Genomic DNA, 23,511 nt, shown 5'->3' with positions numbered 1-23,511 from the left:
CCAGAGGCTTCTTGCGGGTGCTGCGGCACCGGAAACGTTCGTATGGCAGAGACCACCACGCAGACGAAGGCAAGGCGCACGGCGCGGATCGGGGTCGGCCGGCTGTACCAGAACCGCTGGATGTTGGCCGCGGCGATCCTTGCCGTCCTCGCGGTCCATTTCTTCGGCGGCGTCTCCGTGCCCTTCACTTTTGGGACGATTGCAGCGCTAATCTTGTTCGCGCTCGTCGCGCCGCGCACGCCGGCAGCCCGCCGGCTGGCCGAGGCCAGCGCCGGCATCGAGCGCTCGCTGCTCGACAGGCTGTCGGGCGAGAAGCTGGCGGCAGCAGTTGCCGATCCGCTCATCATCTTCGACCGCGACGGCACGGTGGTGCATGCCAATGCGGCTGCCGAGACGGCCTTCGGCGCGATCAGGCCCGACCTTCCGCTGCTTTTGAAGTTCCGTGCGCCCGAAATGCAGGCGCTGATCGAGACGGTGCTGGCGGGCGCGGGCAACGGGCAGGCTACGGACTATGTCGAGCGGGTGCCGTTCGAGCGTGTTTATCGCGTCACCGCGTCGGCGGTCGGGCGCGGCACCGGGCTGTTCGTGCTGGCGTTCAAGGACCAGAGCGAGGCGCGCCGTATCGACCGTATGCGCGCCGACTTCATCGCCAACGCCAGCCATGAGCTGCGCACGCCGCTCGCCTCCATCGCCGGCTTCGTCGAGACGCTGCGCGGTCCGGCCCGCAACGATCCCAATGCGCGCGACCAGTTCCTGCAGATCATGCAGAACCAGACCGGCCGCATGGCTCGCCTGATCGACGATCTCTTGTCGCTGTCGCGGCTGGAGATGAAGCCCTATCTCAAGCCCGGCGTCCGCGTCGACCTGCGCCAGACGGTCGACGCGGTGATCGCCTCGCTCGGCCCTCTGGCCGGAGAGACCGGCGTGGTCGTCGAGCGCGATTTCGGCGATGGTTCGTTCGAGGTTCACGGTGACCGCGACGAGCTGTTCCAGGTGTTCCAGAACCTGCTCGAAAATGCCTGCAAATACGGCCAGTCGGGCGGGCGCGTGCAGGTGACGATGCGGCGCGTCGGGCAGGGCAGCGAAGCCGAGCTTGAAGTCACCGTCCGCGACTTCGGTCCGGGCATTCCGGAAGAGCATATTCCACGCGTCACCGAGCGCTTCTACCGCGTCGATGTCGAGACCAGCCGTGCGCAGAAGGGCACCGGCCTCGGCCTGTCGATCGTCAAGCACATCCTGACGCGGCATGGCGCAAGGCTGTCGATCCGCTCGAAGCTGGGCGAAGGATCGGCCTTCACAGTGCATTTCCCCATCGCCTGAGCCGCAAGCAAAACTTGCCTTGTCGCATGCAGCGTCGACCGCCTGGCATGGGCAGCCGGTCGACGCTTCTGCATTTCGATAATTCGCATTGACTCTAATTAGAAGAATTTCTAAATAATAGCGCAGACACAATCAACGGCGGCCAGATGGGGATCAATGCGGTTTTTGAGGCGCTTTCACACCCGGTCCGGCGGCGGATCCTGGCGTTGCTCAAGAACGGGCCGCTGAGCGCGGGCGAATTGGCAGGGCATTTCGATCTGACCAAACCGACGCTGTCGGTGCATTTCAACAAGCTCAAGGAGGCCGAGCTGGTCGCTGTCGAACGGCGCGGCACGAGCCTGATCTATCACCTCAACACGTCGATCCTCGAGGAGGCCCTAACAGGACTCCTCAGCCTGAAGGACCAGGAACCATGAAGCAGGCCCTGTTTTCGCGCATCAATCTGGCGCTTGCGGCAGCCCTCGCTGCCGTCACGCTTGCCGGTTACCTGCTGGTGCCGGCGGGCACGATGTTGCCGATCCATTGGGGGCCGAGCGGCGAGGCAGATGCATTCTGGCCGCGCGACACGGCATTGCTGCTGACGCCCGTGGCGGTTGTTACGCTGTCGGTGCTGCTGGCCTTCATCGGAAACCGGGCGGGACCGGAGCAGATGGCGTCGAGCAAACATGCCTTTGCGACCGTCATACCCCTCATGACCGGGCTGATGCTGACGATCCAGGGCTCGATCGTGCTGATCGGCCTCGGCTACCCCGACCAGATGGTGCGCGTCATCACGCTGTCGCTTGGCGTCATGCTGATCCTTGTGGGCAACGTCATGCCCAAAACCCAGCCCAATGCCATCGCCGGCGTGCGCTTGCCGTGGATCATGAATGATCCCGCGCTCTGGCGCGCGACGCAGCGGCTGACCGGCATGCTGTTCGTTGCCGGCGGCATCGTGCTGGTGGTTTGCGCGCTGCTGGTGCAGCATCCGACCTGGCTGATCGCCGCACTGCTGGCGGCGTTCCTGGTGCCGCTGCTCGTGGGTGGCATCTACAGTTACCGGTTGGCCAATCACACGCGATGATTGCCCGAAGCCGGCAAAGCGATCTTTCCGATGTGCAGACCTGGCAGATTTCGTCGCGCCGGCGCTAAATCCTTCCCCGGTTTCTTTTTTCCGTCATGCGGCTAGCGTAAAGCGCTAGATTCAGGATCACGATTCCCCAACGGGAACCGACGAAAGAAAATTCGGCCATGCAGTCACAACACATTGTCAGTGCCTACGACGACGAGCTGAAATTCCTGGCGCGGAAGATCGCCGCGATGGGCGGCCAGGCTGAGCGTATGGTCGATCAGGCGATCGCCGCTCTGGTCAATGCCGACCCGGCACTTGGCCAGAGGGTGATCCAGGACGACATCGTGCTCGACGAGGCCCAGCGCGAGATCGACGACAAGGCGATCCTGATCATCGCCAGGCGCCAGCCGATGGCGACCGACCTGCGCGAGATCGTCGGCGCGATCCGTATCTCGGCCGATCTCGAACGCGTTGGCGACCTTGGCAAGAACATCGCCAAGCGCGTGCTGGCGGTGGCCGAGGGCCGGCAACCCAACAGCCTGTTCCGCGGCCTGGAGGCGTTGGCGGAACTCGCGCTGACCCAGCTCAAGGAAGTACTCGACGTCTACGCCTCGCGTTCGGTCGAGCGTATCGGCTTCGTGCGCGACCGCGACGAGCAGATCGACGCCATGTACACCTCGCTGTTCCGCGAGCTTTTGACCTACATGATGGAAGATCCGCGCAACATCACCCCGTGCACGCACCTGCTGTTCGTCGCCAAGAACATCGAGCGCATCGGTGACCACGCCACCAACATTGCCGAGACGATCTATTACATCGTCACCGGAGAGCAGATGCCGCCCGAGCGCCCCAAGGAAGACAAGAGCCATCGCGTGACGCTGGAAGGCGAGGGAAAGTCGGGCTGAGCCACGATGGACGCGGGCTCTTCTGCGCCGGGTGGTGAAGGTCTAGAATAGTCTCCGATTGGCGGGGCTGATCCCCGCAGGGGTGCAGCATGACCGAACTGGCCAGGAAGTTCGACAAGGACCCCGAGCTGGAAGGCGGTGTCGTCGCCTCCAGCGTCTATTTCGGCGGCCGTCGTATTGCCGACATCCCGATCGAAGAAGCCGGCCTCTGGGCGGCCAAGGAAGGCCACGTCGTCTGGATTGGCCTGCTCGAGCCGGCCCGCGAGCTGCTGCTCAGGGTGCAGCGCCAGTTCAATCTGCACGACCTTGCCATTGAGGACGCCGAGCATCCGCACCAACGTCCCAAGATCGAGCAATATGGCGATGCCTTGTTCATCGTCGCACGCACAGCGCAGTTGGTGCAGGGTCGGGTGAATTTCGGCGAGACACACATGTTCGTCGGCAAGGGCTACATCGTCAGCGTCCGCCACGGCGTCTCGACCTCCTATGCCGCTGTCCGCCAGCATTGGGAAAGCTGTCCGAGCGCGCTGGCAAAAGGCGAGGACTTCATTCTCTACGCGATCCTCGATTTCATCGTCGACAACTACATGCCGGTGCTTGAGCAGATCGAGGAAGAGGTCGACCTCATCGAGGATGGCGTTCTGGCGCGGCCGATGACGTCGAAGGACATCGAGCGGCTCTACATGCTGCGGCGTGACCTGTTGCGCCTGCGCAATGCCGCCGGCCCACTGGTCGAGGTCTGTCGCCGCCTGACCAGCGCCGACCTGCCGCAGTTGCGACCGGCGATGCATCCGCTGTTTCGCGACGTCACCGACCATATCCGCACCGTGCTGGAAAAGGTCGACAATCTGCGCGAGGTGCTGGCCTTCGCCTTCGAGGCGAGCCTGCTTGTCGGCCAAAGCCAGGAAACGGCGATCGCCAAGAAGCTCGCCTCCTGGGCGGCCATCCTGGCCGTGCCGACGGCGCTTGCCGGCATCTACGGCATGAATTTTGCCGAGATGCCCGAGCTGCATTTCGAGTACGGCTATCCCACCGTGCTGGTCGCGATCGCGACGATCTGCTCGATCCTGTACTGGCGCTTCAGGAAGAACGGGTGGCTGTGAGAGCAGCAAATGGTGAGTAGCGGATAAGAAAAGGCCCCGGAACGCTTGGCGATCCGAGGCCTTTTTCAATTGTACTATTTGCTATTCGCTCAGCGCGAGCGGCGGCGCTCCGAGGCCGGCTGGAAGGCGATCTTCGAGTGGTAGCCGCAATAGGGCCCACTCTCACCGGCTTCGTTGCCGCAGAAACTGAAGTCTTCGCTCAGCGGATCGCCGTTCGGCCACTTGCACGTGCGCTCGCTGAGCTGAACCAGCTGCAGGCGGCGCGAGATCGGCACGACGACGTTCTCAACCGGGCGGATGTACTGGCGGGCAACCGGCTCGACCTCGAACTGCGCCTGCAGCGCGGTTGCGCCGATGCTGGCGGTCACGGTGCGCGTCGCCGTGACTGTGCGCTGCACAGTCTTGGTCGCGGTCGTTGCCTGCGTCGTCTTCTTCTGACGCGCCGGGGCAGCCGTCGCGCGGCCGCGGCTCGACAATTTCAGGCGGTGAACCTTGCCGATGACGGCATTGCGGCTGACGCCGCCCAATTGCGCCGCGATCTGGCTCGCGCTCAGACCTTCCGACCACAATTTCCTGAGTAGTTCGACCCGCTCGTCAGTCCAATTCATGAGACAGTGCTCCTGATTTAACGCGCAGTACTCGGAATCCTTCTCCGTCCGGGCAAAGCCGGTTGGACACCACATCTATTCGGTGATTATGTCCGCCGCACGAAATCTAGTTATTTCTCAATTACAATTACCGATGCGCTGACTCCGTGACAAGAGTCCGAGAGGGCAGCACGATTCGGTTTTTACGGTTTTCCCCAACTTGCCGAGATAACGTGGCTACGCGGCAACGGGTGGCGTGGAATGCGCTGGCATAAGCGACGTTTTCGTTGACTTCATGGCAGAAAAACCTGATATAGCCGCAGGCCGCCGCTCTGAGGCGGCTTTTTGATTTTCCGGGCTTCGGAGAGACATATAATGAGCGGTTCGGCGCTTTTCGAGACGTTTGCTCGTGCACCTCTGGCTTTCGAGCGAGGTGAGGGTTCCTGGCTGATCACCGAAACCGGCGAGCGATATCTCGATTTTGCTGGTGGCATCGCGGTAAATTCGTTGGGCCACAGCCATCCGCATCTCGTCCAGGCACTGACCGAGCAGGCTGCCAAGCTCTGGCACGTCTCCAATCTGTACCAGATCCCCGGCCAGAGCCGGCTTGGCGAACGCCTGGCCGAAAACTCCTTCGCCGACCGCGTCTTCTTCACCAACTCGGGTGCGGAAGCGCTGGAGTGCGCGATCAAGACGGCGCGCCGCTACCAGTATGTGAAGGGGCATCCCGAGCGTTACCGCGTCATCACCTTCGAGGGCGCCTTCCATGGCCGCACCCTGGCGACAATCGCCGCCGGCGGCCAGGCCAAATATCTTGAGGGCTTCGGTCCGAAGGTCGAAGGCTTCGACCAGGTCGCTTTTGACGACATCGATGCGGCGGAGAAGCTGATCGGACCGGAGACGGCGGCGATCATGCTCGAGCCGGTGCAGGGCGAGGGCGGCATCCGTCCGTTCCCGACCGCATCCCTGAAGCGCCTGCGCCAGCTTTGCGACAAGCACGGCCTGCTCTTGATTTTCGACGAAGTCCAGTGCGGCATCGGCCGGACCGGCAAGCTGTTTGCCCATGAATGGGCCGGCGTCAATCCGGACCTGATGGCGATCGCCAAGGGCATCGGCGGCGGTTTCCCGATGGGTGCCTGCCTGGCCACCGAAGAGGCAGCAAGCGCGATGACTGCCGGCGTGCACGGCACCACCTTTGGCGGCAATCCGCTTGCCATGGCCGTCGGCAATGCCGTGCTCGACGTCGTGCTCGAGGAAGGCTTCCTCGATGAGGTCAGCCGCAAGGCACTGCTGATCAAGCAGGGCCTTGCCGCCGTCGCCGACGAGTTCCCCGACGTGATCGAGGGTATCCGCGGTTCCGGCCTGATGCTCGGTCTCAAATGCACCATGCCCAACACCAAGGTGAACATGGCGCTGCGTGACCACAAGCTGCTTGCGGTGCCCGCAGGTGATAATGTGATCCGCCTGCTGCCGCCGCTGACGACCAGCGACGCGGACATCCAAGAGGCGCTCGCGCGGGTTCGCGCCGGAGCTGCCAGCCTTTCCAAGGCCGCCGCCAGCGGCGGCTGAACCCAAGGAAGTTACATGACCAGCGGGATTCGCCATTTCACCGACCTCTCGGCACTTTCCGGGAGCGACCTTCGCGGGATTCTCGACGACGCAGCCAAGCGCAAGGCGCGCCTGAAAGCCGGCGAGCGATCGAAGCCGCTGGAGGGCAAGGTACTGGCGATGATCTTCGACAAGCCGTCGACCCGCACGCGCATCTCGTTCGATGTCGGCATGCGTCAGCTTGGCGGCGAAACCATCATGCTGACCGGCACCGAGATGCAGCTCGGCCGCTCGGAATCGATCGCCGACACCGCCAAGGTGCTGTCGCGCTATGTCGACGCCATCATGATCCGCACCACCGCGCATGACCGACTGCTCGAGCTGACCGAGAATGCGACCGTTCCCGTCATCAACGGCTTGACCGACGACACCCATCCGTGCCAGCTGATGGCCGATATCCTCACCTTCGAGGAGCATCGCGGCCCGGTGCGCGGCAAGACCTTTGCCTGGACCGGTGACGGCAACAACGTGCTGCACTCGCTGCTCGAGGCTTCGGCCCGCTTCAGCTTCAGCGTCAACATCGCCGTGCCCGAGGGCAGCGAGCCGGAGCAGAAGTATATCGACTGGGCCCGCGCCAATGGCGGCAAGGTCATGATCACGCGCTCGCCCGAAGACGCGGTTCGCGGTGTCGACACCATCGTCACCGACTGCTGGGTGTCGATGGGCCAGGAGCATCGCGCCCGCGGCCATAACGTGTTCCTGCCTTATCAGGTCAATTCCGACCTGATGAAGCATGCCAAGCCCGACGCCCTGTTCATGCACTGCCTGCCGGCGCATCGCGGTGAGGAAGTGACCGACGAGGTCATCGACGGCCCGAACTCGGTGGTCTTCGACGAGGCGGAAAACCGGCTGCACGCGCAGAAGGCCGTGCTCGCCTGGTGCCTGGGCGCTTGAATGCGTGATCCCGCGACCCTATCTGGGGCGGGATCATTCAATTATCATCAAAGCCATGTTCTGCGACCGTCGGCGGACCGACCGGGCGCGGAACTCTATAGATGGGACAAGTTCCAGTGACTGACACCGAACGCAAGCTCGGCGAATTCGGGTTCGCCGGCGACGACCATGTCGTTCCATTCCAGGTCGAGCCGCTCGACGTGCGTGGCCGCACCGTCCAACTCGGCCCGCTGCTCGACCAGATCCTCGGACGGCACGACTATCCCGAGCCGGTGGCCAGGCTCCTGGCTGAGGCCTGTGTGGTCACGGTGCTGCTCGGCACGTCGCTGAAATTCGAAGGCAAGTTCATCTTCCAGACCCGCACTGACGGGCCGGTCGACATGCTGGTCGCCGACTTCACCACGCCGCATTCGCTGCGCGCCTATGCACGCTTCGACGCCGACCGCGTCGATGCGGCGATAGAGGCCGGCATGACCGCGCCCGAGGATCTGCTCGGGAGCGGCGTGCTGGCGCTGACCATCGATCAGGGCGAGCATACCCAACGCTACCAGGGCATCGTCGAACTCAACGGCATCACGCTGGAAGAGGCGGCGCGCGCCTATTTCCGCCAGTCGGAACAGATCCCCACCGAGGTCAAGCTGTCGGTGGCAAAGCTCGTGCTGCCGGCCGAAGGCGGCCCGCGCGAGCATTGGCGTGCCGGCGGCCTGTTGGCGCAGTTCCTGCCCGACTCGCCCGAGCGCCGGCGCGTGGCCGACATCCATGGCGGCGACGGCGACGAGCGCGACATCGCAGTCCACCCGGACGACAACTCCTGGCAGGAGCTTCTGGCGTTGGTCGGAACCATCGAGCCGACCGAACTGATCGACCCGACGGTCGGCACCGAAAGGCTGCTCTACCGCCTGTTCCACGAGCATGGCGTGGTCGTCTATGACGGCGTTCGCGTCGTCGACGAATGCTCGTGTTCGGGCCAGAAGATCAAGGGCATCCTGCAGGGCTTCACGGCCGAGGAAATCACTGACAGCGTCGAAGACGGCGTCATCCGCGTCGCCTGTGAGTTCTGCTCCAAATCCTACGAATTCGACCCGGCAGAATTCGCACCGGTACAGTGAAGTCGGGCGCAATGATGCGTCAGTTCAGCCTGGGGCGAGCATCGGGCAAGTCGAGCGAGAAGGCCGGGATGGCGATGTCGAACATCTCGCCCGCCTCGTTGCGCATGGTGTAGCGCCCGACCATGATGCCTGACGGCGTCGAGAGCGGGCAGCCGGACGCATATTGATAGCTGTCGCCGGGATTGAGCTCGGGCTGGTCGCCGACCACGCCCGGGCCGCGCACTTCTTCGACCTTGCCGCTCGCATCGGTGATGTGCCAGTAGCGCGACAGCAACTGGACGAATTCGTCGGAATTGTTCTCGATGGTGACGCGGTAACCCCAGACGTAGCGGTTTTCCGCTGGCTCCGACTGGTCCACCAGATAGAAGGGCTCGACCTCGACCGCGATATTGCGGGTGATTGCGCGATACATATGCTGCGCTCCTTGGCCTGCACGATGACAGAGTCCGCCGCGCGAGGCTGCGGGTCAACTGCTGTTCGACAAAATCACGCCGATTGTGATGAGGCTGTGGCGGATCTTACCGCCCGCTTGAACGGCGCTCCCGGTTGCGGAGCGCCGTTGTCCCGGGCGTCTAGCGCGCCGCCTTCAGCGCGTCGCCGATGTCGTTGAGCAGGTCGTCGGCGTCTTCGAGGCCGACTGACAGACGCAGCGTGCCGTCGTCGATGCCGAGCTCGGCGCGGGCCTCGTCGGTGAGGTTCTTGTGCGTCGTCGTCGCCGGATGGGTGATCAGGCTCTTGGCGTCGCCGAGATTGTTCGAGATCAGCACGATCCGCAGCGCGTTCTCGAAGGCGAAAGCGGCTTTCTTGCCGCCCTTGACGTCGAAGCAGATCAGCGTCGAGCCGCCCGACATCTGGCGCTTGACGATGTCGGCCTGCGGGTGGTCGGCGCGGCCCGGATAGATCAGGCGCGACACTTCAGGCTGCTCGGCGAGGAAGTCGGCGATCTTTCCGGCGGTCTCGGTCTGCTGGCGCACGCGCAGCGGCAGTGTCTCCAAGCCCTTGAGCAGCGTCCAGGCGTTGAACGGCGACAGGCTCGGGCCGGTGTGGCGGAAGTAGTCGTGCAGGTTCTCATCGATCCACTTCTTGTCCGACAGGATGACGCCGCCGAGGCAGCGGCCCTGGCCGTCGATGTGCTTGGTGGCAGAATAGACGACGACATGGGCGCCGAGCTCGAGCGGCTTCTGCTGCATCGGCGTGGCGAAGACATTGTCGACGACGAGGCGTGCGCCGATCGAATTGGCAAGGGTCGCGACCGCCGCGATGTCGACGACTTCGAGCGTCGGGTTGGTCGGGCTTTCCAGGAAGAACAGCTTGGTGTTGGGCTGGACCGCCTTTTCCCAGTTCTCGATCAGCGTGCCGTCGACCAGCGTCGCCTCGATGCCATACTTGGGCGCCAGCGTCTCGACGACCCAACGGCACGAGCCGAACAGGGCACGGGCAGCAACGATGTGGTCGCCGGCCTTCAGGCCGCACAGGATGGCGGCGGTGACGGCCGCCATGCCGGAGGCGGTGGCACGTGCGTCCTCCGCGCCTTCGAGCGCACACATGCGCTTTTCGAACATGTCGACGGTGGGATTGGCGTAGCGCGAATAGATGAAGCCGGGGGTCTCGCCCTTGAAGCGGGCCTCGGCGCTTTCGGCGCTTTCATAGACATAGCCCTGGGTCAGGAAGATCGATTCCGAGGTCTCGCCGAAGCCGGAGCGAAGGCTGCCGCCATGGACGAGGGTGGTCTGGGGTTTCCAGTTACGCTGCTTTTCGGAGCTCATAGCCAAATCCAAATACAAAAAAACCGGCCGCGATAAGTCGCAACCGGTCCACAACGCGGCCCTTTAGCGACTTGTTTAACGTGGCTGCAAGCCGACCGGCCAAATCACCACGGGATAAATGTCCTTTAGACCCGCAGCCTGCTTGCGTCAATTGCGAGGACGACTAAACGTTTTGGGCCACGCACATGAGCCCGGAAACGGTCGGGATCCAGCGGCCCCGGCTCGCTTTTTGGGCTGGTGGCGCTGTAGAGGAGTGAGGCAATTGCGGCAGTCGGGCATTCTTCCAGACCAGGACATCGCGGCGCTGTTTGCGTCGGGCGCGCTCAAGGCGTCGCCGCTCGATGCCGACCAAATCCAGCCGGCGAGCCTCGACCTGCGCCTTGGCGCCATCGCATATCGCGTGCGCGCGTCCTTCCTGCCTGGCCCCAATTCGCTGGTTCAGGCCAAGCTCGACCGGCTCAAGCTGCACGAGATCGACCTGAGCAATGGCGCGGTGCTGGAGACGGGCTGCGTCTACATCGTGCCGCTGCTGGAGAGTCTTGCTTTGCCTGCCGAGATATCGGCCTCGGCCAACCCGAAGAGCTCGACCGGCCGCCTCGACATCTTCACCCGTGTCATGACCGACCGTGGCCAGGAGTTCGACAAGATTCCCGCCGGCTACAGCGGCCCGCTCTATCTCGAAGTCAGCCCGCGCACCTTCCCGATCGTCGCGCGCAAGGGTTCGCGCCTGTCGCAGATCCGCTTCCGCAAGGGAAATGCGCTGTTGTCGGAAACCGAGCTCAACGCGCTGCACCTGTCCGACCGGCTGGTGGCGATCGATCCGCCAAACATTTCAGGGGGCGGCATCGCGCTGTCGATCGACCTTGCCGGTGCGCCCGGCAGCATCGTCGGTTATCGTGGCAAGCACCATACCGGCCTCGTCGACGTCGACAAGCGCGCCGCCCAGAAGGTCGTCGACTTCTGGGAGCCGATCTACAATCATGGCGCCGAGGAATTGGTGCTCGACCCGGACGAGTTCTACATCCTGGTGTCGCGCGAGGCTGTGCATGTGCCGCCGCTCTACGCCGCCGAAATGACGCCGTTCGACCCGCTGGTCGGCGAGTTCCGCGTCCACTATGCCGGCTTCTTCGATCCAGGCTTCGGCCATTCCGGCGCCGGCGGCACCGGCAGCCGCGCCGTGCTCGAGGTACGCAGCCACGAAGTGCCGTTCATCCTGGAACACGGCCAGGTCGTCGGCCGCCTCGTCTACGAGCACATGCTGGCACGCCCGAAAGCGCTTTATGGCACCGACCTCGGCTCCAACTATCAGGCTCAGGGACTGAAGCTCTCAAAGCATTTCCGTACGGACTGACCTTAGGTCAGGGTCTGCCGACCTTAGTCTGCTTGTCCATTTCAAGCCGCTGTGCTTGGCTGCGGGCAGGGACGCCCGACATAAGGGTGCCCGGCAAATGGAGAGGATCATGCAGATTTCGTGGAAGTTCGCTTGCGCTGCTTCGCTGGCAGCGCTGTTGTCTGCGGCGGGCGATGCCTCGGCGCAGGACTCAACAAAGCTCAAGATCGCCACAGAGGGGGCCTATCCGCCCTTCAACAATCTGAGCGCCGACGGCAAGCTCGTCGGCTTCGACGTCGACATCGCCAATGCGCTGTGCGCTCAGATGAAGGTCGAATGCGAGATCGTCGCCCAGGATTGGGACGGCATCATTCCGGCGCTGCAGGGCAAGAAGTTCGACGCCATCGTCGCCTCGATGACCATCACCGAGGAACGCAAGAAGCAGGTTGCCTTCACCAACAAATATTACACCACGCCGCTGGCGCTGATTGCGCTCAAGACCTCCGAGTTGACCTCACCGGAGCCCGATGCGCTGAAGGGCAAGTCGGTGGGCGCACAGGCCTCGACGACGCAGAGCATCTATGCAGAGGACCACTATGCCAAGGCCGGCGCCGACGTGAAGCTCTATCCGACGCAGGACGAGGCCGTGGCCGACCTGACCAATGGCCGCCTCGACGCCGTCGTCGCCGACAAGTTCGTGCTCGTCGACTGGATGAAGACCACCGGTCAGGATTGCTGCAAGATGATCGGCGATCTCAAGGGCACCGAATCCGAGACCGGCATTGCCGTCCGCCTCGATGACACCGCCTTGCGCGACAAGCTTAACGCCGCCATTGACGCCATCTACAAGGACGGCACCTACGCCAAGATCAACGCGAAGTATTTTGACTTCGATATTTATGGCGCGGATTGATCGCTGATACCTGAACACCGAAGGCCGGGCGCTTGCGTCCGGCCTTTTCGTATCCGGAGCAGGCGTCGCAAGACGCATGTGATAGCACCCGCCTCGGGTTGGCTGCGGGCAGGGCGAAAGATCTTGCTGCAAAAATTGGAGCGGGTAGCGGGAATCGAACCCGCGCGTTCAGCTTGGGAAGCTGACAGGCTACCATTACATCATACCCGCGCGGGCACTTGGTTAGCATTCGCCTTGCGGGCAGGCAATCGGGAAACGTGTTGTACCAGTACCGACGCAATTCGGCTGCTGCGCCGGGCGAGGTTATTTGTGCTTCCGCAGGATCGACAGCGCTTTGCGCAGCTCGGACAGTGCAATCTCGCCATAGGCGCGCTGCTTGAGCTTCCCGCCATATCCGGCGCGGAGGATCTTTCGTGCCTGGCTGCCGGAAAAGCGGGCAAGGATTTCACGGCAAAAGACACGCGAGCGAAACTCGGCCGCCAGTGTTGGTGCATTTGCCAGGAAGACCGCGAACACCTTGCGGTCGCCGTAGAACCTGCGCAGTCGCTTGGGTGTTTCGCGGGTGATGAGATCCAGCACCGACCAGTAGCCGCCGTCGAGCATCCAGGCATATCTGCCTGCATTGGCCAGGAGAAAATCGATATCGGTCAGCGTCGCTTCCTCGGCGAGCCGGTAGTATTCCGGCGTCCCGGACCGAAGCCAGGGCGAGCTTTCATGGTTCGAGAAGGCGTTTTCCCCATGCAGCCTGTAGCCTGACAGAACGACATCGATAAGGGCGCTGCCGCCAAAGCCATGGCACATGAAGTTGAAGTAGCCGTCCGCCGCCCGCATGTGTCTGGCTTCGCCGCCGCGCCGGACCAGCCGCAAGTGCGACGCCCGGTACATGTTTGCCGTACCGGGACTCCATTGCCAGCCGCTTGCCCACCTCGGCACGAGAACGGTCCGCGCCGACAGTTGCTGGAAGTGCTGCTGTGAGACGGTCGGCAGCCGGAAGACGGACGCTTCGACATGCAAGTTTCGCGTCTGGCTCTGGCTGTCGACGGCGCCGCCGCCAGCGGCAGCCAGGATGTTTCCCACCGCGTCCATTTCCGCGACGCTGGACGAGGTGAAGGCAACGCTTTGCCGCAGCGCCAGGTGAGCCTGGACATGCATCGACGCGTAGGTCGACAGCAGCACATCGTCGGCATCGACGAAGCTGACGAAGCCGCCCTTGATCTTGTCGAGCGACCAGAATGCCGCGCCAAGCTGGCCGAGATTTTCCGGCAGCGTTTCGATACGGAAGCGACTGTCATTGCCGACATGTCTGGCGATGACCTCGACGCTGTCGTCGGTCGAGCCATTGTCGATGACCAGGCACTCAAAATTGGGGTAGTCCTGCGCCTTGATCGAGTCGATCGTCGCACCGACGTAGCGGCCATAGTTCCAGGCGATGACGACGAAGCTGACCAAGGGCGGCTTGATCGACCCGCCGGAGGCCTCGTCGATGCTCCGCCCGCCGATGGTGAAACCTGAAGCGGCATCGCGGGACGGGCTCCAGGTCTTGCGGACGATCACCTGGTAGTCGTTGTGCAGGACCTCGTACTCTCCTGCTGTTGCCTGGAGAAAGGCGTCGATGCCGGGCTTTGGGCGCTCGGCGGCCGGCTTGGCCGGCTGCCACAGATAGTCGTCCAGGATCATGATGCCGCCCGAGGCAAGCAGGTCCCAGCTCTGCTGGGCGTCGGTGAAAGCCGAGGCGGCATGGTGGTCGCCGTCGACATAGACGACGTCGAAGCGGCGCGACTCGCGCTGCAGTTCCGACAGCGCCTCGATCGAGAAGGCCTTCAGCTTTTCGAGCCGGTCGGAAAAGAGCTTCGTGTTGGCATCGAAGCGTGCCTCGACTTCGCTCATGTCGGTGTGATGGCGCGAGCCGGGTGTCCTGTGCTCGACGCTGCCCTCGAATGTGTCGATGCAGGTCAGATGGCAATTAGGCAGGAACTTCAGGAAAAACAGCGCCGAGCGGCCCTCGAAGGAGCCAATTTCCAGAACCCGCAGCGGCTCCTGCGCGCGCTCGCGCAGCAGCTTTTCCCAGATCGGGATGTGGTGGGATGTCCAGTCCCTGCTGAAAGCGCTGCCGTCGAAATAGTTCATTCAAACGCGCCTATTGGCCTGGAAATGCCGAACTTGTAGAAACATGAGCGACATTGCATGAGCTTGCCCGCCAAGCAATGCCTGTAGCGAAAGCAGAGGCCGACATGCGTCCAGAAAAGCGGGTACTGGTTACAGGTGGAGCGGGTTTTCTTGGCTCGCATCTTTGCGAACGGCTTCTCGCGGCAGGGACGCGTGTCTTGTGCGTCGACAATTTCTACACCGGTGCGCGCGCCAATGTCGCACACCTTGCCGAACATTCCCGTTTCGAATTGATCGAGCACGACGTCTGCCAGCCGCTTTTTGTCGAAGTCGACGAGATCTACAACCTGGCCTGTCCGGCGTCGCCCATCCATTACCAGCGCGATCCGGTGCAGACCACCAAGACCAGCGTGCTCGGCGCCATCAACATGCTTGGCCTCGCCAAGCGTCTAGGCGCCAGGATCCTCCAGGCCTCGACATCGGAAGTCTATGGTGACCCGGCCGTCCACCCGCAGGACGAGAGCTACTGGGGCAACGTCAATCCGATCGGCCCGCGCTCGTGCTACGACGAGGGCAAGCGCTGCGCCGAAACGCTGTTCTTCGACTACCGGCGACAGCACCATCTGGAGATCAAGGTCGCCCGCATCTTCAACACCTATGGCCCGAGGATGCAGCCCGATGACGGGCGCGTCGTCTCCAACTTCATCATGCAGGCGTTGCGCGGCGACAGCATCTCGATCTTCGGCGGCGGCACGCAGACGCGGTCGTTCTGTTATGTCGACGACCTCGTCGACGGCCTGATCAGGCTGATGGCCTCTCCACGCGATTTCACCGGACCGGTCAATCTGGGCAACCCGGAGGAGTTTTCGATGATCGAGCTCGCCCGCGCGGTTCTGGCCGAGACGGGCAGCAGGTCGCGGCTCGAGTTCTTGCCGTTGCCCGAGGATGATCCGAAGCAGCGGCGGCCCGACATCACCTTGGCCGGTACTCTCGGCTGGCGACCCGCCACGCCGCTGGAGCAGGGCCTTCAGCGCACGGTTGCCTATTTCCAGGAACTGATGGACGCTCAACCGCACATCAAGGACGGTGGCGTGGTGGCTGCTGCTTCCTGAGCGCGACTGGCGACGGCCTAGGCGCGCCCGTTGCTGCGCTCGGCGACGTCCTTCGCCTGCACCGAACCGCCCTTGGCCAGTTCGACCATATCGGCGAGCAACTCGACCTGATCGAAAAAGCAGACGCGGCCGCGGCCGTCCTGCTTGGCGCGGTAGAGGGCGGCGTCGGCGCGCTTGAAGTAGGTACCGATGTCGCTGCTGTCGTTGCCGATCAAGGTGACACCGACGCTGGCGCCGATGGAAATCTGGTGACCGCCGATGTCGTAGGGTGCGCAGAGCGCCTCGACGATGCGGCAGCCGAGCGAAACCGAAGCGTCCGGCTGTCGGCTGTCATTCTGGATGACGGCGAATTCGTCGCCGCCGAGGCGCACGAGGCAATCCGCCGCGTCGACACAGCCGCGCAGCCTGTCGGCGACCACGCACAGCAGCGCGTCGCCGACAGGGTGGCCGAGCGTGTCGTTGACCTGCTTGAACAGGTCGAGGTCGAGGCAGAGCAGGGCGCGGGCGCGGCCATCCCGGACATTGCCGACCGCCAGTTCGAGCTGCTGGCGAAACAGGATGCGATTGCCGAGCCCGGTCAGCGTGTCGTGATGCGCCAGATAGGCGATGTCGGCCTGCGCGCGCTTGCGTTCGTCGATGTCCTCTAGCAGCCCGACCCATTCGATGATGCGCCCGTCTGTGTCGAACACCGGGGCACCTTGCGAGCGAACCCAGAGCCAGCGTCCGTCACTGACCTTGAGACGGAACTCGACATCGAGCGGCGTGTTTTGCTTGAGCGCCTCGGCCCAGGCGGCGGAGGTAATCGGGCGATCGTCGGGATGGATGGCGTTGGTCCACTCCTGGCCCTCGACCTCGCTTTCCGGCCGGCCGGTGAGTTGCTCCCAGCCGGTCGCGAGGCCAGCGCTGCCATCCCCGTCGCGACGCCACAGCACAATGGCACCCGTTTCGGCGATGGTGCGATAGCGGCGCTTTTCGCTGCGCAGGGCATTTTCGGCCCTGGCAAAGCTCTGGCGCAGGATCTCGAATTCCTGGATTGAGGATGGGGCAACCGAGGCCGCCTCCGTCTCCTGTCCATCGGCGATGGCATTGCTGTAGCGGGCCAGTGCCTGCACAGGCTGCAGGATGCGTTTGCCGAGCCACATCGCCACGCAGACGGCAAGCAGCAGGCTCATGCCTGCACCCAACATCAGATTGAACATCGGGTCGCGCCAGCGCGCGTCGAATACGGTCGTCGATTCACCGACGATGATCACCCAGCCCGGTGTGCCAGCCAGCTTCTGGAAAGACAGGATGATCGGCAGGCCTTCAATGGTCTTTGCCGCAAAAAGTCCGGCATTGGTTCCAAGCGCCTCCAGTTTGGGCCAGTCCGGAGCGACTTGGCCAATGAACCGGCTGGCGTCACGCGAACGTGCGAGAATGCGCCCGTTGCCGTCGGTGACGGCCACCAATATGTCGGTCGGCGCGCGCTTGCCGCGCTGCAAGGTCTGGATCAGGTCTTGAGGTGACGTCGACATGACGTAGGCAGCGGTCCCGCGCTTGCCCGGAGGGGCGGGCACAGCCAGCACGAGGCGCGGCTCGTTGCCTGTGGTAAGCACATTCGAGACAACGTTCGCCTGCGTGCTCATGGCAAGCACTGCGGCATCCGCCGCCGCGTTCGACCTGGCGCGCAAGGCCGGGACGCGATCGTTGGCGATCAGCGCCACATTGTTGTCGGCGCCGAGCACCCACAGTTCCGGCTCAGGGAGCGGTTCGGGATCGGGAATCTCACGATGTTGCGCCAGCACCGACATGTTGGCGAAGCGGCTGCTCAGCTCTCCTTCGATGGCATTGGCCAGCGTGCGAGCGGTGTCGTTCAAGCGCGCGACTGCCGCATCCCTGTAGGCGCTTCCGGCAGACCAGACCGCAACCGCCGATACTGCGACCACGGGAAGCAGGCAGGCCAACGCCAAGGCGATGAGGTAGCTGTTGAGACCGCGTTTGGCTTGCGAGTTCTTCTCCATTCCCACCGCGCGCTCAACTCCCGACGATCCATCAGAAGTTGCTAATCGCCCGAGAATGTTTTCCAAAAGGTCAACGCGGATGTATCGTCCTGCGTGAAATGTCTGCCGATCACATGAATCGCAGGTTGTGCAGCGCGGGTGGCATCGGCGTCAGCACCTTGAAGCGCGTGGCGCAATCACGATATGCCTGATGGCTCGAATCGCAGGAGATCGAACTTGTCCGGATTGACGCGCTTTCTCGGCGACACCCCGCTCAGGGTGTTCATCAAGCTGCTGGTCATCTCCTTCCTCGTCGGCATCGTCATGTCAGCCTTCGGCTGGTCGCCCTTCGACGTGATCTACGGCATCCGCGATTTCTTCGTCGACATCTGGCGCATGGGCTTCCGCGCCGTCGATCGCTTCCTCGGCTACTTCCTGCTGGGTGCCGCGATCGTCGTGCCGGCCTTCATCATTCTGAGGCTGTTCAGCTACCGCAAATAGCTGCCGCCCCGTCTGGCATGATCTTTTCCGAAACGCGATTGATGCGTTTCGGGGCCATGCTCAGGCGAAGGCGGCCGCCGTATCGAACAGGATGGCGTGGCGGGCGGCAAGGGCTGCGACATCGGTCGAATAGCCGCCGCCGATCACCCCGCACAATGGCACGCCACGTCCGCGAAAGTGCCCAATGACGAGACGCTCGCGCCGGCGCAGCCCCTCGTCGCTCAGCGCTAGACGGCCAAGCCGATCCTCGCGATGCGGATCGACGCCGGCATTGTAGAAGACGATGTCCCATCTGCCGTGTCGTGACAGGCCGGCAAGGGCGTCGGTGAGAGCATCCAGATAGGCATCGTCGCCAGTCTTGTCGGGCAAGCCGATGTCGAGGCTCGAGGCGACCTTGCGCACCGGGTAGTTCTTTTCGGCATGCATCGAGAAAGTGAACACCGAAGGAGTGCTGGCAAGGATCTCGGCGGTGCCGTCGCCCTGATGCACATCGAGATCGACAACCAGGATGTTCTCGACCTGCCCATCTTCGAGTAGCGCCAGTGCGGCGACGGCGACGTCGTTGAAGGTGCAGAAGCCGGCGCCCTGGGCGCGGCGGGCATGGTGACTGCCGCCGGCGGCGTTGCAGGCGATGCCATGGCTGAGTGCCAGCCGTGCCGAAGCCAGCGTGCCACCTGCGGCGAGCTGGGCGCGCCGCGACACGCGCTCACCGACAGGAAAGCCGATCTCGCGCTCGATATGGTGCGGCACCGTGCAGGTCAGCACTTGGTCGACATAGGTAGCGTCATGCGCAAGCCTGAGATAGTGCGGCGCGATCGGTTCGGCCCGGTTGACCCCGCTGGTCAGGCCGAGGGCTTCGAGCCGTGCCATCAGCGCCGTGTATTTGCCCATCGGGAAGCGGTGGTCGGCGGCAAAGCCGGCATCGTAGTCGGGATGGCTGACGATCTGAAGCGGCATGGAGGGGTGCTGAACCAGGAGGGCGAAATCGATTGTTGCCGTAACTTAAATGGTTGCGGGCGTTGGGGAAACCGGGGCATGTGCCCTAGGGAGATTCGGCAACTGGGAGGACTTTCGTTGGAATACGCATCGCCAGAGGGCCGCGTGACGCCTTTTTCCGTCACCAACCGCTCGGTGTTGGCGATTGCCGTGCCAATGACCCTGGCCTATCTGACCACGCCTTTCATCGGCCTTGTCGGCACCGGCGTCGTCGGGCAGTTCGGTGATGCCGCCCTGCTCGGCGGCCTGGCAGCCGGTGCTGTCGCCTTCGATGTCGTCTTCACCAGCTTCAACTTTCTGCGTGCCGGCACGACGGCGCTGGTGGCGCAGGCTTTCGGCCGCGGCGATGCCTCCGAAGAGCAGGCGGTGTTCTGGCGCGCCGTGGTGATCGCCCTGATTGCCGGCATCGTGCTGGCGCTGACTGCACCACTGACCTCGCTTGCCGGGCAGTGGTTCATGCAGGCCGAGCCGCGCGTCAACGAGACGCTCGACCACTATGTCCGTATCCGCATGCTGGGCGCGCCCTTTGCCCTGATCAACTACGCCATCCTCGGCTACATCCTCGGGCGGGGCGAGGGCAGTTTCGCGCTGTTTCTGCAAGCGACGCTCAATGGCGTCAACATCGTCGTCTCCATCCTGCTTGGGCTGCATTTCGGCTGGGGCGTCGAAGGTGTTGCCTGGGCCGCCGTTGCCGGCGAGCTTGCCGGCATGGTCATCGGACTGGCGGTGCTGCTGCGGCGTTTCGGGCGCGAGCCCAGGCTGGCGCGCCGGCGCATCTTCGATGCCGCCGCGTTCAAGCGACTGTTCGTGCTCAACCGCGACATCATGATCCGCTCTTTGTCGCTGCTCATAGCCTTCGCGCTGTTCACCCGCCAGGGCGCCCAGTTCGGCACGGTGACCCTTGCGGCCAACGCGGTGTTGATGAATTTCTTCATCGCTGCCGGCTTCTTCCTCGACGGCTTTGCCGCCGCTGCCGAACAGCTCGCTGGCCGCGCCGTTGGCGCGCGCTACGAGCCGGCTTTCCGCAAGGCGGTCTATCTCTGCTCGATCTGGGGCTTTGCGCTGGCCGGCAGCATGACGGCGGCACTCATGATCTTCGGCGCCGACCTGATCGCGTTGATCTCGACGGCCGAGGACGTGCGCGCCGCAGCCATCGCCTTCCTGCCCTGGGCGGCATTCACCGCGCTGAGCGGCGTGCTTGCCTTCCAGATGGACGGCATCTTCATTGGCGCCGCCTGGTCGCGCGATATGCGCAACATGATGGTGATCTCGTTGCTGGTGTTCATCGCGGCACTTGCGGTGCTGCCCTCAGCCTACGGCAATGCCGGGCTATGGGCAGCCCTGCACCTGTTGCTGATCGTGCGCGGCCTGTGCCTGCTGGCGATCCTGAAGCCCAGGGCGCGGGCAACGTTTCAGAGCGGTGTCGCGGCCCACTGATCGAGCTTGCTGTCACGCAGCTCGGAGATGCTCTTGAGGCCTTCGCGCGCAGCAAAGTCAGACATGCCGCGCACGATGCGCGCCGGCAGCGACGGGCCCGCATAGACCATGCCGGTGTAGAGCTGGACGAGGTCGGCGCCGGCACGGATCTTCTCCAGTGCCGTGTCAGTCGAGTCGACACCGCCGACGCCGATGATGGCGCGCTGCGGGCCAAGCAGCTTGCGCATGCGCGCAAGAACCGCCGTCGAGCGCGCGAACACTGGCTTGCCTGACAGGCCGCCGGTCTCGCCGGTGTGGGCCGGGCTGCGCAGCGCAGGCCTCGTGATGGTGGTGTTGGAGACGATGACGCCGTCGATCGCCTTTTCGGTCACTTCGGCCGCGATGTCTTCGAGCTCTGCCTCGTGCAGGTCGGGCGCGATCTTGAGGAAGATCGGAACGGCATGGCCAGCTTCGGCGCGGGCGATCATGACGCTGGCCAGCAACTCTGCGAGCTGTTCGCGTGCCTGCATGTTGCGCAGACCGGGCGTGTTGGGCGACGAAATGTTGACCGTGAGATAAGAGGCATGGCGGGCGAAGCGCTTCACGCCGAGCACATAGTCACCGATGCGGTTTGTGCTGTCCTTGTTGGCGCCGATGTTGACGCCGACGATACCGGGCCGGCCGGCGCGGGCAATGAGGCGCTTTTCGCAGGCGTCATGGCCTTCATTGTTGAAGCCGAGCCGGTTGATGACGGCATCGTCCTCGACGAGGCGGAAGATGCGCGGCTTGGGATTTCCCGCCTGCGGCAGCGGCGTCACCGTGCCGATCTCGGCGAAGCCGAAGCCGAGCCCGAGCAAGGCGTCCGGCACCTCCCCGTTCTTGTCGTAGCCGGCTGCCATGCCGAGCGGATTGGGAACGTCGAGCCCGGCGATCTTCAGCCGCAGGCGGGCATCACGCGGGGCGCGGCCGCCGACCGGCAGGCCGCAGCGCAGCGCCTTGATCGACATCCCGTGTGCGGTCTCGGCATCGAAGCTGAACAGCAGATGCCGGCCAAGACGGTCGAATGCGCTCATGCTTCAAGCTCCGGAAAATCGTGGGCGCCGTCGGCGTTGAGCGGCAGGGGGCGAACCCATTTGGCGGCGCTGGCCTCGAGCTGGGCATAGAGATGCGGGAATAAGGCGCCGCCGCGCGAGACCTCGTATTTCAGCGCCGGGCCGAGGCGCTCGGCGTCGATGGCAATGAGCAGCAGGTCGGCCTGCCCAGTGAAGTGTTTGGCGGCGGTTTCCACCACCTGTTCAGCAGTCGAGAAATGGATGAAGCCGTCGGCGAGATCGATCGGCGCGCCGGTGAAGATGCCGCTGCGTTCGGCCTCGCGCCACATCGCTTCGGGACAGATCTTGTAGATGGTCTTCGTCATACGGGCGCTATAGGCTGAAAGCATCATGCGGGAAAGGGCAGCTTTCATTGCCCACCGCAATTTGGGCCCAATGCTTTCAGACAATGCGCACCGTCCGCGAATGGAGACAGCTATGCGCCGCGCTTTTTTGATGCTCATTCCCTTCATCGCCGGCCTCGGTGCCGGACCGGCGCTGGCCGCCGAAACGCAGCGCTACCAGATGGAAAAGACCGACAAGGGATATGTCCGCATGGACACCCAGACCGGCGAGATGTCGATCTGCGAGGAACGCGACAATCAGCTGGTCTGCAAGCTGGCCGCCGACGAGCGATCGGCCTTGCAGGACGAACTCGGCCGCGTGCAGTCCGAACTGAAGGCGCTCGATGAACGCATCGTGAAACTCGAGAACTCGCTGACAGCCCAATTGGAATCGAAACTGCCGACCGAGGAAGAGTTCCAGAAGAGCATGGGCTACATGGAGCGCTTCTTCCGCAGCTTCATGGGCATCGTCAAGGACATGGAAAAGGAAGACCAGGCGCCACAGATGGCGCCCGCACCGAACAAGACCTGAGCGGATTTTGTGCCTTGGCGGCCTGAAAGTTGAGCATGAACGGCCAACTCACCGGGCGATTTGACTTTAGCTGCTTGAAAAGACGCCACCGGGCCGCATAATCACGGCCGACGGTCCAAGACGCACAGAACGGTCGGGGCCTCGGGAGGGATATTTGCCAGCAGGCCACAAGTTCGTCATCGCGGACGACCATCCGCTGTTCCGCGGCGCTCTCAAACAGGCTATTGCCGGGCTGGCCGACGTGTCGAGCGTGCTCGAGGCCGGCGACTTCGAGAGCGTCAAGGCGATCGTTGCGGCGAATGAAGACATCGACATCGTGCTGCTCGACCTGTCGATGCCCGGCGCTTCGGGGCTCTCCGGTCTGATCTCGCTGCGGGGCATCCATGCGACCGTGCCCGTCGTCATCGTCTCGGCCCATGACGACCCCGAAACCATCCGCCGCGCGCTCGAGCTCGGCGCTTCCGGCTTCATCTCCAAGTCGGCGAGCATGGACGACATCCGCAACGCCATCGAGGCGGTGCTGTCGGGCGAAATATCGGCCCCCGGTGACATCGACCTCGGCGTCGAGCGCGATCCCGAAATCTCCGACCTGATCAAGCGCCTGCAGTCGCTGACGCCGCAGCAGACGCGTGTGCTCGGCATGCTGGCGGAGGGCCTGCTCAACAAACAGATCGCCTACGAGCTAGGCGTCTCGGAAGCGACGATCAAGGCGCATGTCTCGGCGATCCTGCAGAAGCTCGGCGTCGACAGCCGCACCCAGGCCGTCATCCTGTTGTCCAAGATCGGCGGCGAGCCGCGCCCGGCGGCGTGAGCATCCCGAAACGCGGACGCCGGTTTTCGGCATAGAT

The 23,511-nt window shown here is 63.7% G+C and carries 23 protein-coding genes, 1 tRNA gene and 1 riboswitch; of the genes, 15 read left to right on the top strand and 9 right to left on the bottom strand.

Annotated features, from left to right (window positions below; all coding sequences use genetic code 11):
• The first annotated feature begins 42 nt into the window (after nt 1-42).
• From H5P29_RS27735 to H5P29_RS27715, 5 genes are all read left to right on the top strand, one after another.
• Entirely contained in the window at nt 43-1,320 is a 1,278-nt protein-coding gene (locus H5P29_RS27735; RefSeq protein ID WP_067965424.1) for an ATP-binding protein, read from the top strand.
• A 146-nt stretch (nt 1,321-1,466) separates the two neighbouring features.
• Nucleotides 1,467-1,736, top strand: a complete 270-nt coding sequence (locus H5P29_RS27730; protein WP_067965423.1) for an autorepressor SdpR family transcription factor — start codon at nt 1,467-1,469, stop codon at nt 1,734-1,736.
• Complete coding sequence (locus H5P29_RS27725) at nt 1,733-2,383, top strand: SdpI family protein (RefSeq protein ID WP_067965422.1); 651 nt, start codon at nt 1,733-1,735, stop codon at nt 2,381-2,383. The genes H5P29_RS27730 and H5P29_RS27725 overlap by 4 nt, the downstream gene beginning before the upstream one ends.
• A 167-nt stretch (nt 2,384-2,550) precedes the next feature.
• Nucleotides 2,551-3,276, top strand: coding sequence for a phosphate signaling complex protein PhoU (phoU, locus tag H5P29_RS27720; protein WP_067965420.1), 726 nt, complete (start codon nt 2,551-2,553; stop codon nt 3,274-3,276).
• A gap of 89 nt (nt 3,277-3,365) precedes the next feature.
• Nucleotides 3,366-4,379: a magnesium and cobalt transport protein CorA gene (locus tag H5P29_RS27715; RefSeq protein ID WP_154387160.1), complete on the top strand. Its 1,014-nt coding sequence runs from the start codon at nt 3,366-3,368 to the stop codon at nt 4,377-4,379.
• An 89-nt stretch (nt 4,380-4,468) separates the two neighbouring features.
• Here H5P29_RS27715 and H5P29_RS27710 read toward each other — a convergent pair whose 3' ends face one another.
• Nucleotides 4,469-4,987 (bottom strand): GcrA family cell cycle regulator, encoded by a 519-nt coding sequence (locus H5P29_RS27710; RefSeq protein WP_067965418.1) that lies wholly within the window; start codon nt 4,985-4,987, stop codon nt 4,469-4,471.
• Nucleotides 4,988-5,341: 354 nt separating this feature from the next.
• Between H5P29_RS27710 and H5P29_RS27705 the strand changes: the two genes are divergently transcribed.
• From H5P29_RS27705 to H5P29_RS27695, 3 genes are all read left to right on the top strand, one after another.
• Complete coding sequence (locus tag H5P29_RS27705) at nt 5,342-6,535, top strand: aspartate aminotransferase family protein (protein WP_067965417.1); 1,194 nt, start codon at nt 5,342-5,344, stop codon at nt 6,533-6,535.
• A 15-nt stretch (nt 6,536-6,550) separates the two neighbouring features.
• Complete coding sequence (argF, locus tag H5P29_RS27700; protein ID WP_067965416.1) at nt 6,551-7,468, top strand: ornithine carbamoyltransferase; 918 nt, start codon at nt 6,551-6,553, stop codon at nt 7,466-7,468.
• Nucleotides 7,469-7,569: 101 nt separating this feature from the next.
• Complete coding sequence (locus tag H5P29_RS27695) at nt 7,570-8,577, top strand: Hsp33 family molecular chaperone (protein WP_067965415.1); 1,008 nt, start codon at nt 7,570-7,572, stop codon at nt 8,575-8,577.
• A gap of 19 nt (nt 8,578-8,596) precedes the next feature.
• Here the strand turns inward: H5P29_RS27695 and apaG are convergent, their stop codons facing one another.
• Together apaG and H5P29_RS27685 are read right to left on the bottom strand one after the other, a co-directional pair.
• Nucleotides 8,597-8,989 carry a Co2+/Mg2+ efflux protein ApaG gene (gene apaG / locus H5P29_RS27690; protein WP_067965414.1) on the bottom strand — a complete coding sequence of 131 codons (393 nt, stop codon included), beginning with the start codon at nt 8,987-8,989 and terminating at the stop codon, nt 8,597-8,599.
• A 160-nt stretch (nt 8,990-9,149) separates the two neighbouring features.
• Entirely contained in the window at nt 9,150-10,343 is a 1,194-nt protein-coding gene (locus tag H5P29_RS27685) for an O-succinylhomoserine sulfhydrylase (protein WP_067965413.1), read from the bottom strand.
• Between the two features lie 43 nt (nt 10,344-10,386).
• Nucleotides 10,387-10,464: riboswitch (SAM riboswitch) on the bottom strand.
• 141 nt (nt 10,465-10,605) lie between these two features.
• Between H5P29_RS27685 and H5P29_RS27680 the strand changes: the two genes are divergently transcribed.
• Nucleotides 10,606-11,694 carry a 2'-deoxycytidine 5'-triphosphate deaminase gene (locus tag H5P29_RS27680; protein WP_067965411.1) on the top strand — a complete coding sequence of 363 codons (1,089 nt, stop codon included), beginning with the start codon at nt 10,606-10,608 and terminating at the stop codon, nt 11,692-11,694.
• Nucleotides 11,695-11,803: 109 nt separating this feature from the next.
• Nucleotides 11,804-12,586 (top strand): ABC transporter substrate-binding protein, encoded by a 783-nt coding sequence (locus H5P29_RS27675; protein WP_154387159.1) that lies wholly within the window; start codon nt 11,804-11,806, stop codon nt 12,584-12,586.
• A 136-nt stretch (nt 12,587-12,722) separates the two neighbouring features.
• Here H5P29_RS27675 and H5P29_RS27670 read toward each other — a convergent pair.
• A tRNA-Gly gene (locus H5P29_RS27670) sits at nt 12,723-12,796 on the bottom strand.
• 93 nt (nt 12,797-12,889) lie between these two features.
• A complete protein-coding gene (locus H5P29_RS27665) occupies nt 12,890-14,713 on the bottom strand; it encodes a glycosyltransferase (RefSeq protein ID WP_154387158.1) in 1,824 nt (607 codons plus the stop codon).
• A gap of 104 nt (nt 14,714-14,817) precedes the next feature.
• Here H5P29_RS27665 and H5P29_RS27660 point away from each other — a divergent pair, with 104 nt between their 5' ends.
• Nucleotides 14,818-15,804 carry a UDP-glucuronic acid decarboxylase family protein gene (locus H5P29_RS27660; RefSeq protein WP_067967090.1) on the top strand — a complete coding sequence of 329 codons (987 nt, stop codon included), beginning with the start codon at nt 14,818-14,820 and terminating at the stop codon, nt 15,802-15,804.
• Nucleotides 15,805-15,821: 17 nt separating this feature from the next.
• Here H5P29_RS27660 and H5P29_RS27655 read toward each other — a convergent pair whose 3' ends face one another.
• Nucleotides 15,822-17,660, bottom strand: coding sequence for a diguanylate cyclase domain-containing protein (locus H5P29_RS27655; protein ID WP_185910215.1), 1,839 nt, complete (start codon nt 17,658-17,660; stop codon nt 15,822-15,824).
• 327 nt (nt 17,661-17,987) lie between these two features.
• Between H5P29_RS27655 and H5P29_RS27650 the strand changes: the two genes are divergently transcribed.
• Nucleotides 17,988-18,284: a DUF6460 domain-containing protein gene (locus tag H5P29_RS27650; RefSeq protein ID WP_182575995.1), complete on the top strand. Its 297-nt coding sequence runs from the start codon at nt 17,988-17,990 to the stop codon at nt 18,282-18,284.
• Nucleotides 18,285-18,344: 60 nt separating this feature from the next.
• Here the strand turns inward: H5P29_RS27650 and H5P29_RS27645 are convergent, their stop codons facing one another.
• Nucleotides 18,345-19,241, bottom strand: coding sequence for a histone deacetylase (locus tag H5P29_RS27645; RefSeq protein ID WP_067965402.1), 897 nt, complete (start codon nt 19,239-19,241; stop codon nt 18,345-18,347).
• A gap of 78 nt (nt 19,242-19,319) precedes the next feature.
• On the opposite strand from H5P29_RS27645, the gene H5P29_RS27640 reads away from it, so the two are divergent.
• Complete coding sequence (locus H5P29_RS27640; RefSeq protein WP_182575993.1) at nt 19,320-20,717, top strand: MATE family efflux transporter; 1,398 nt, start codon at nt 19,320-19,322, stop codon at nt 20,715-20,717.
• Here H5P29_RS27640 and H5P29_RS27635 read toward each other — a convergent pair.
• The gene (locus H5P29_RS27635; protein ID WP_067965397.1) at nt 20,693-21,769 is read right to left on the bottom strand and encodes a quinone-dependent dihydroorotate dehydrogenase; all 1,077 of its coding nucleotides are present in this window, start codon (nt 21,767-21,769) and stop codon (nt 20,693-20,695) included. The genes H5P29_RS27640 and H5P29_RS27635 overlap by 25 nt on opposite strands.
• Nucleotides 21,766-22,113 (bottom strand): DUF952 domain-containing protein, encoded by a 348-nt coding sequence (locus tag H5P29_RS27630; protein WP_154387168.1) that lies wholly within the window; start codon nt 22,111-22,113, stop codon nt 21,766-21,768. The genes H5P29_RS27635 and H5P29_RS27630 overlap by 4 nt, the downstream gene beginning before the upstream one ends.
• A gap of 112 nt (nt 22,114-22,225) precedes the next feature.
• On the opposite strand from H5P29_RS27630, the gene H5P29_RS27625 reads away from it, so the two are divergent.
• Together H5P29_RS27625 and H5P29_RS27620 are read left to right on the top strand one after the other, a co-directional pair.
• Nucleotides 22,226-22,663: a hypothetical protein gene (locus H5P29_RS27625; protein ID WP_154387156.1), complete on the top strand. Its 438-nt coding sequence runs from the start codon at nt 22,226-22,228 to the stop codon at nt 22,661-22,663.
• 154 nt (nt 22,664-22,817) lie between these two features.
• Nucleotides 22,818-23,474: a response regulator transcription factor gene (locus H5P29_RS27620; protein ID WP_067965392.1), complete on the top strand. Its 657-nt coding sequence runs from the start codon at nt 22,818-22,820 to the stop codon at nt 23,472-23,474.
• Nucleotides 23,475-23,511 lie beyond the last annotated feature (37 nt).

This window comes from Aminobacter sp. MDW-2 (genome assembly GCF_014250155.1).
GTDB lineage: Bacteria > Pseudomonadota > Alphaproteobacteria > Rhizobiales > Rhizobiaceae > Aminobacter > Aminobacter ciceronei.
Note: the sequence above shows the minus strand (reverse complement) of the source record. Positions and strands in the feature narration are given on the sequence as shown.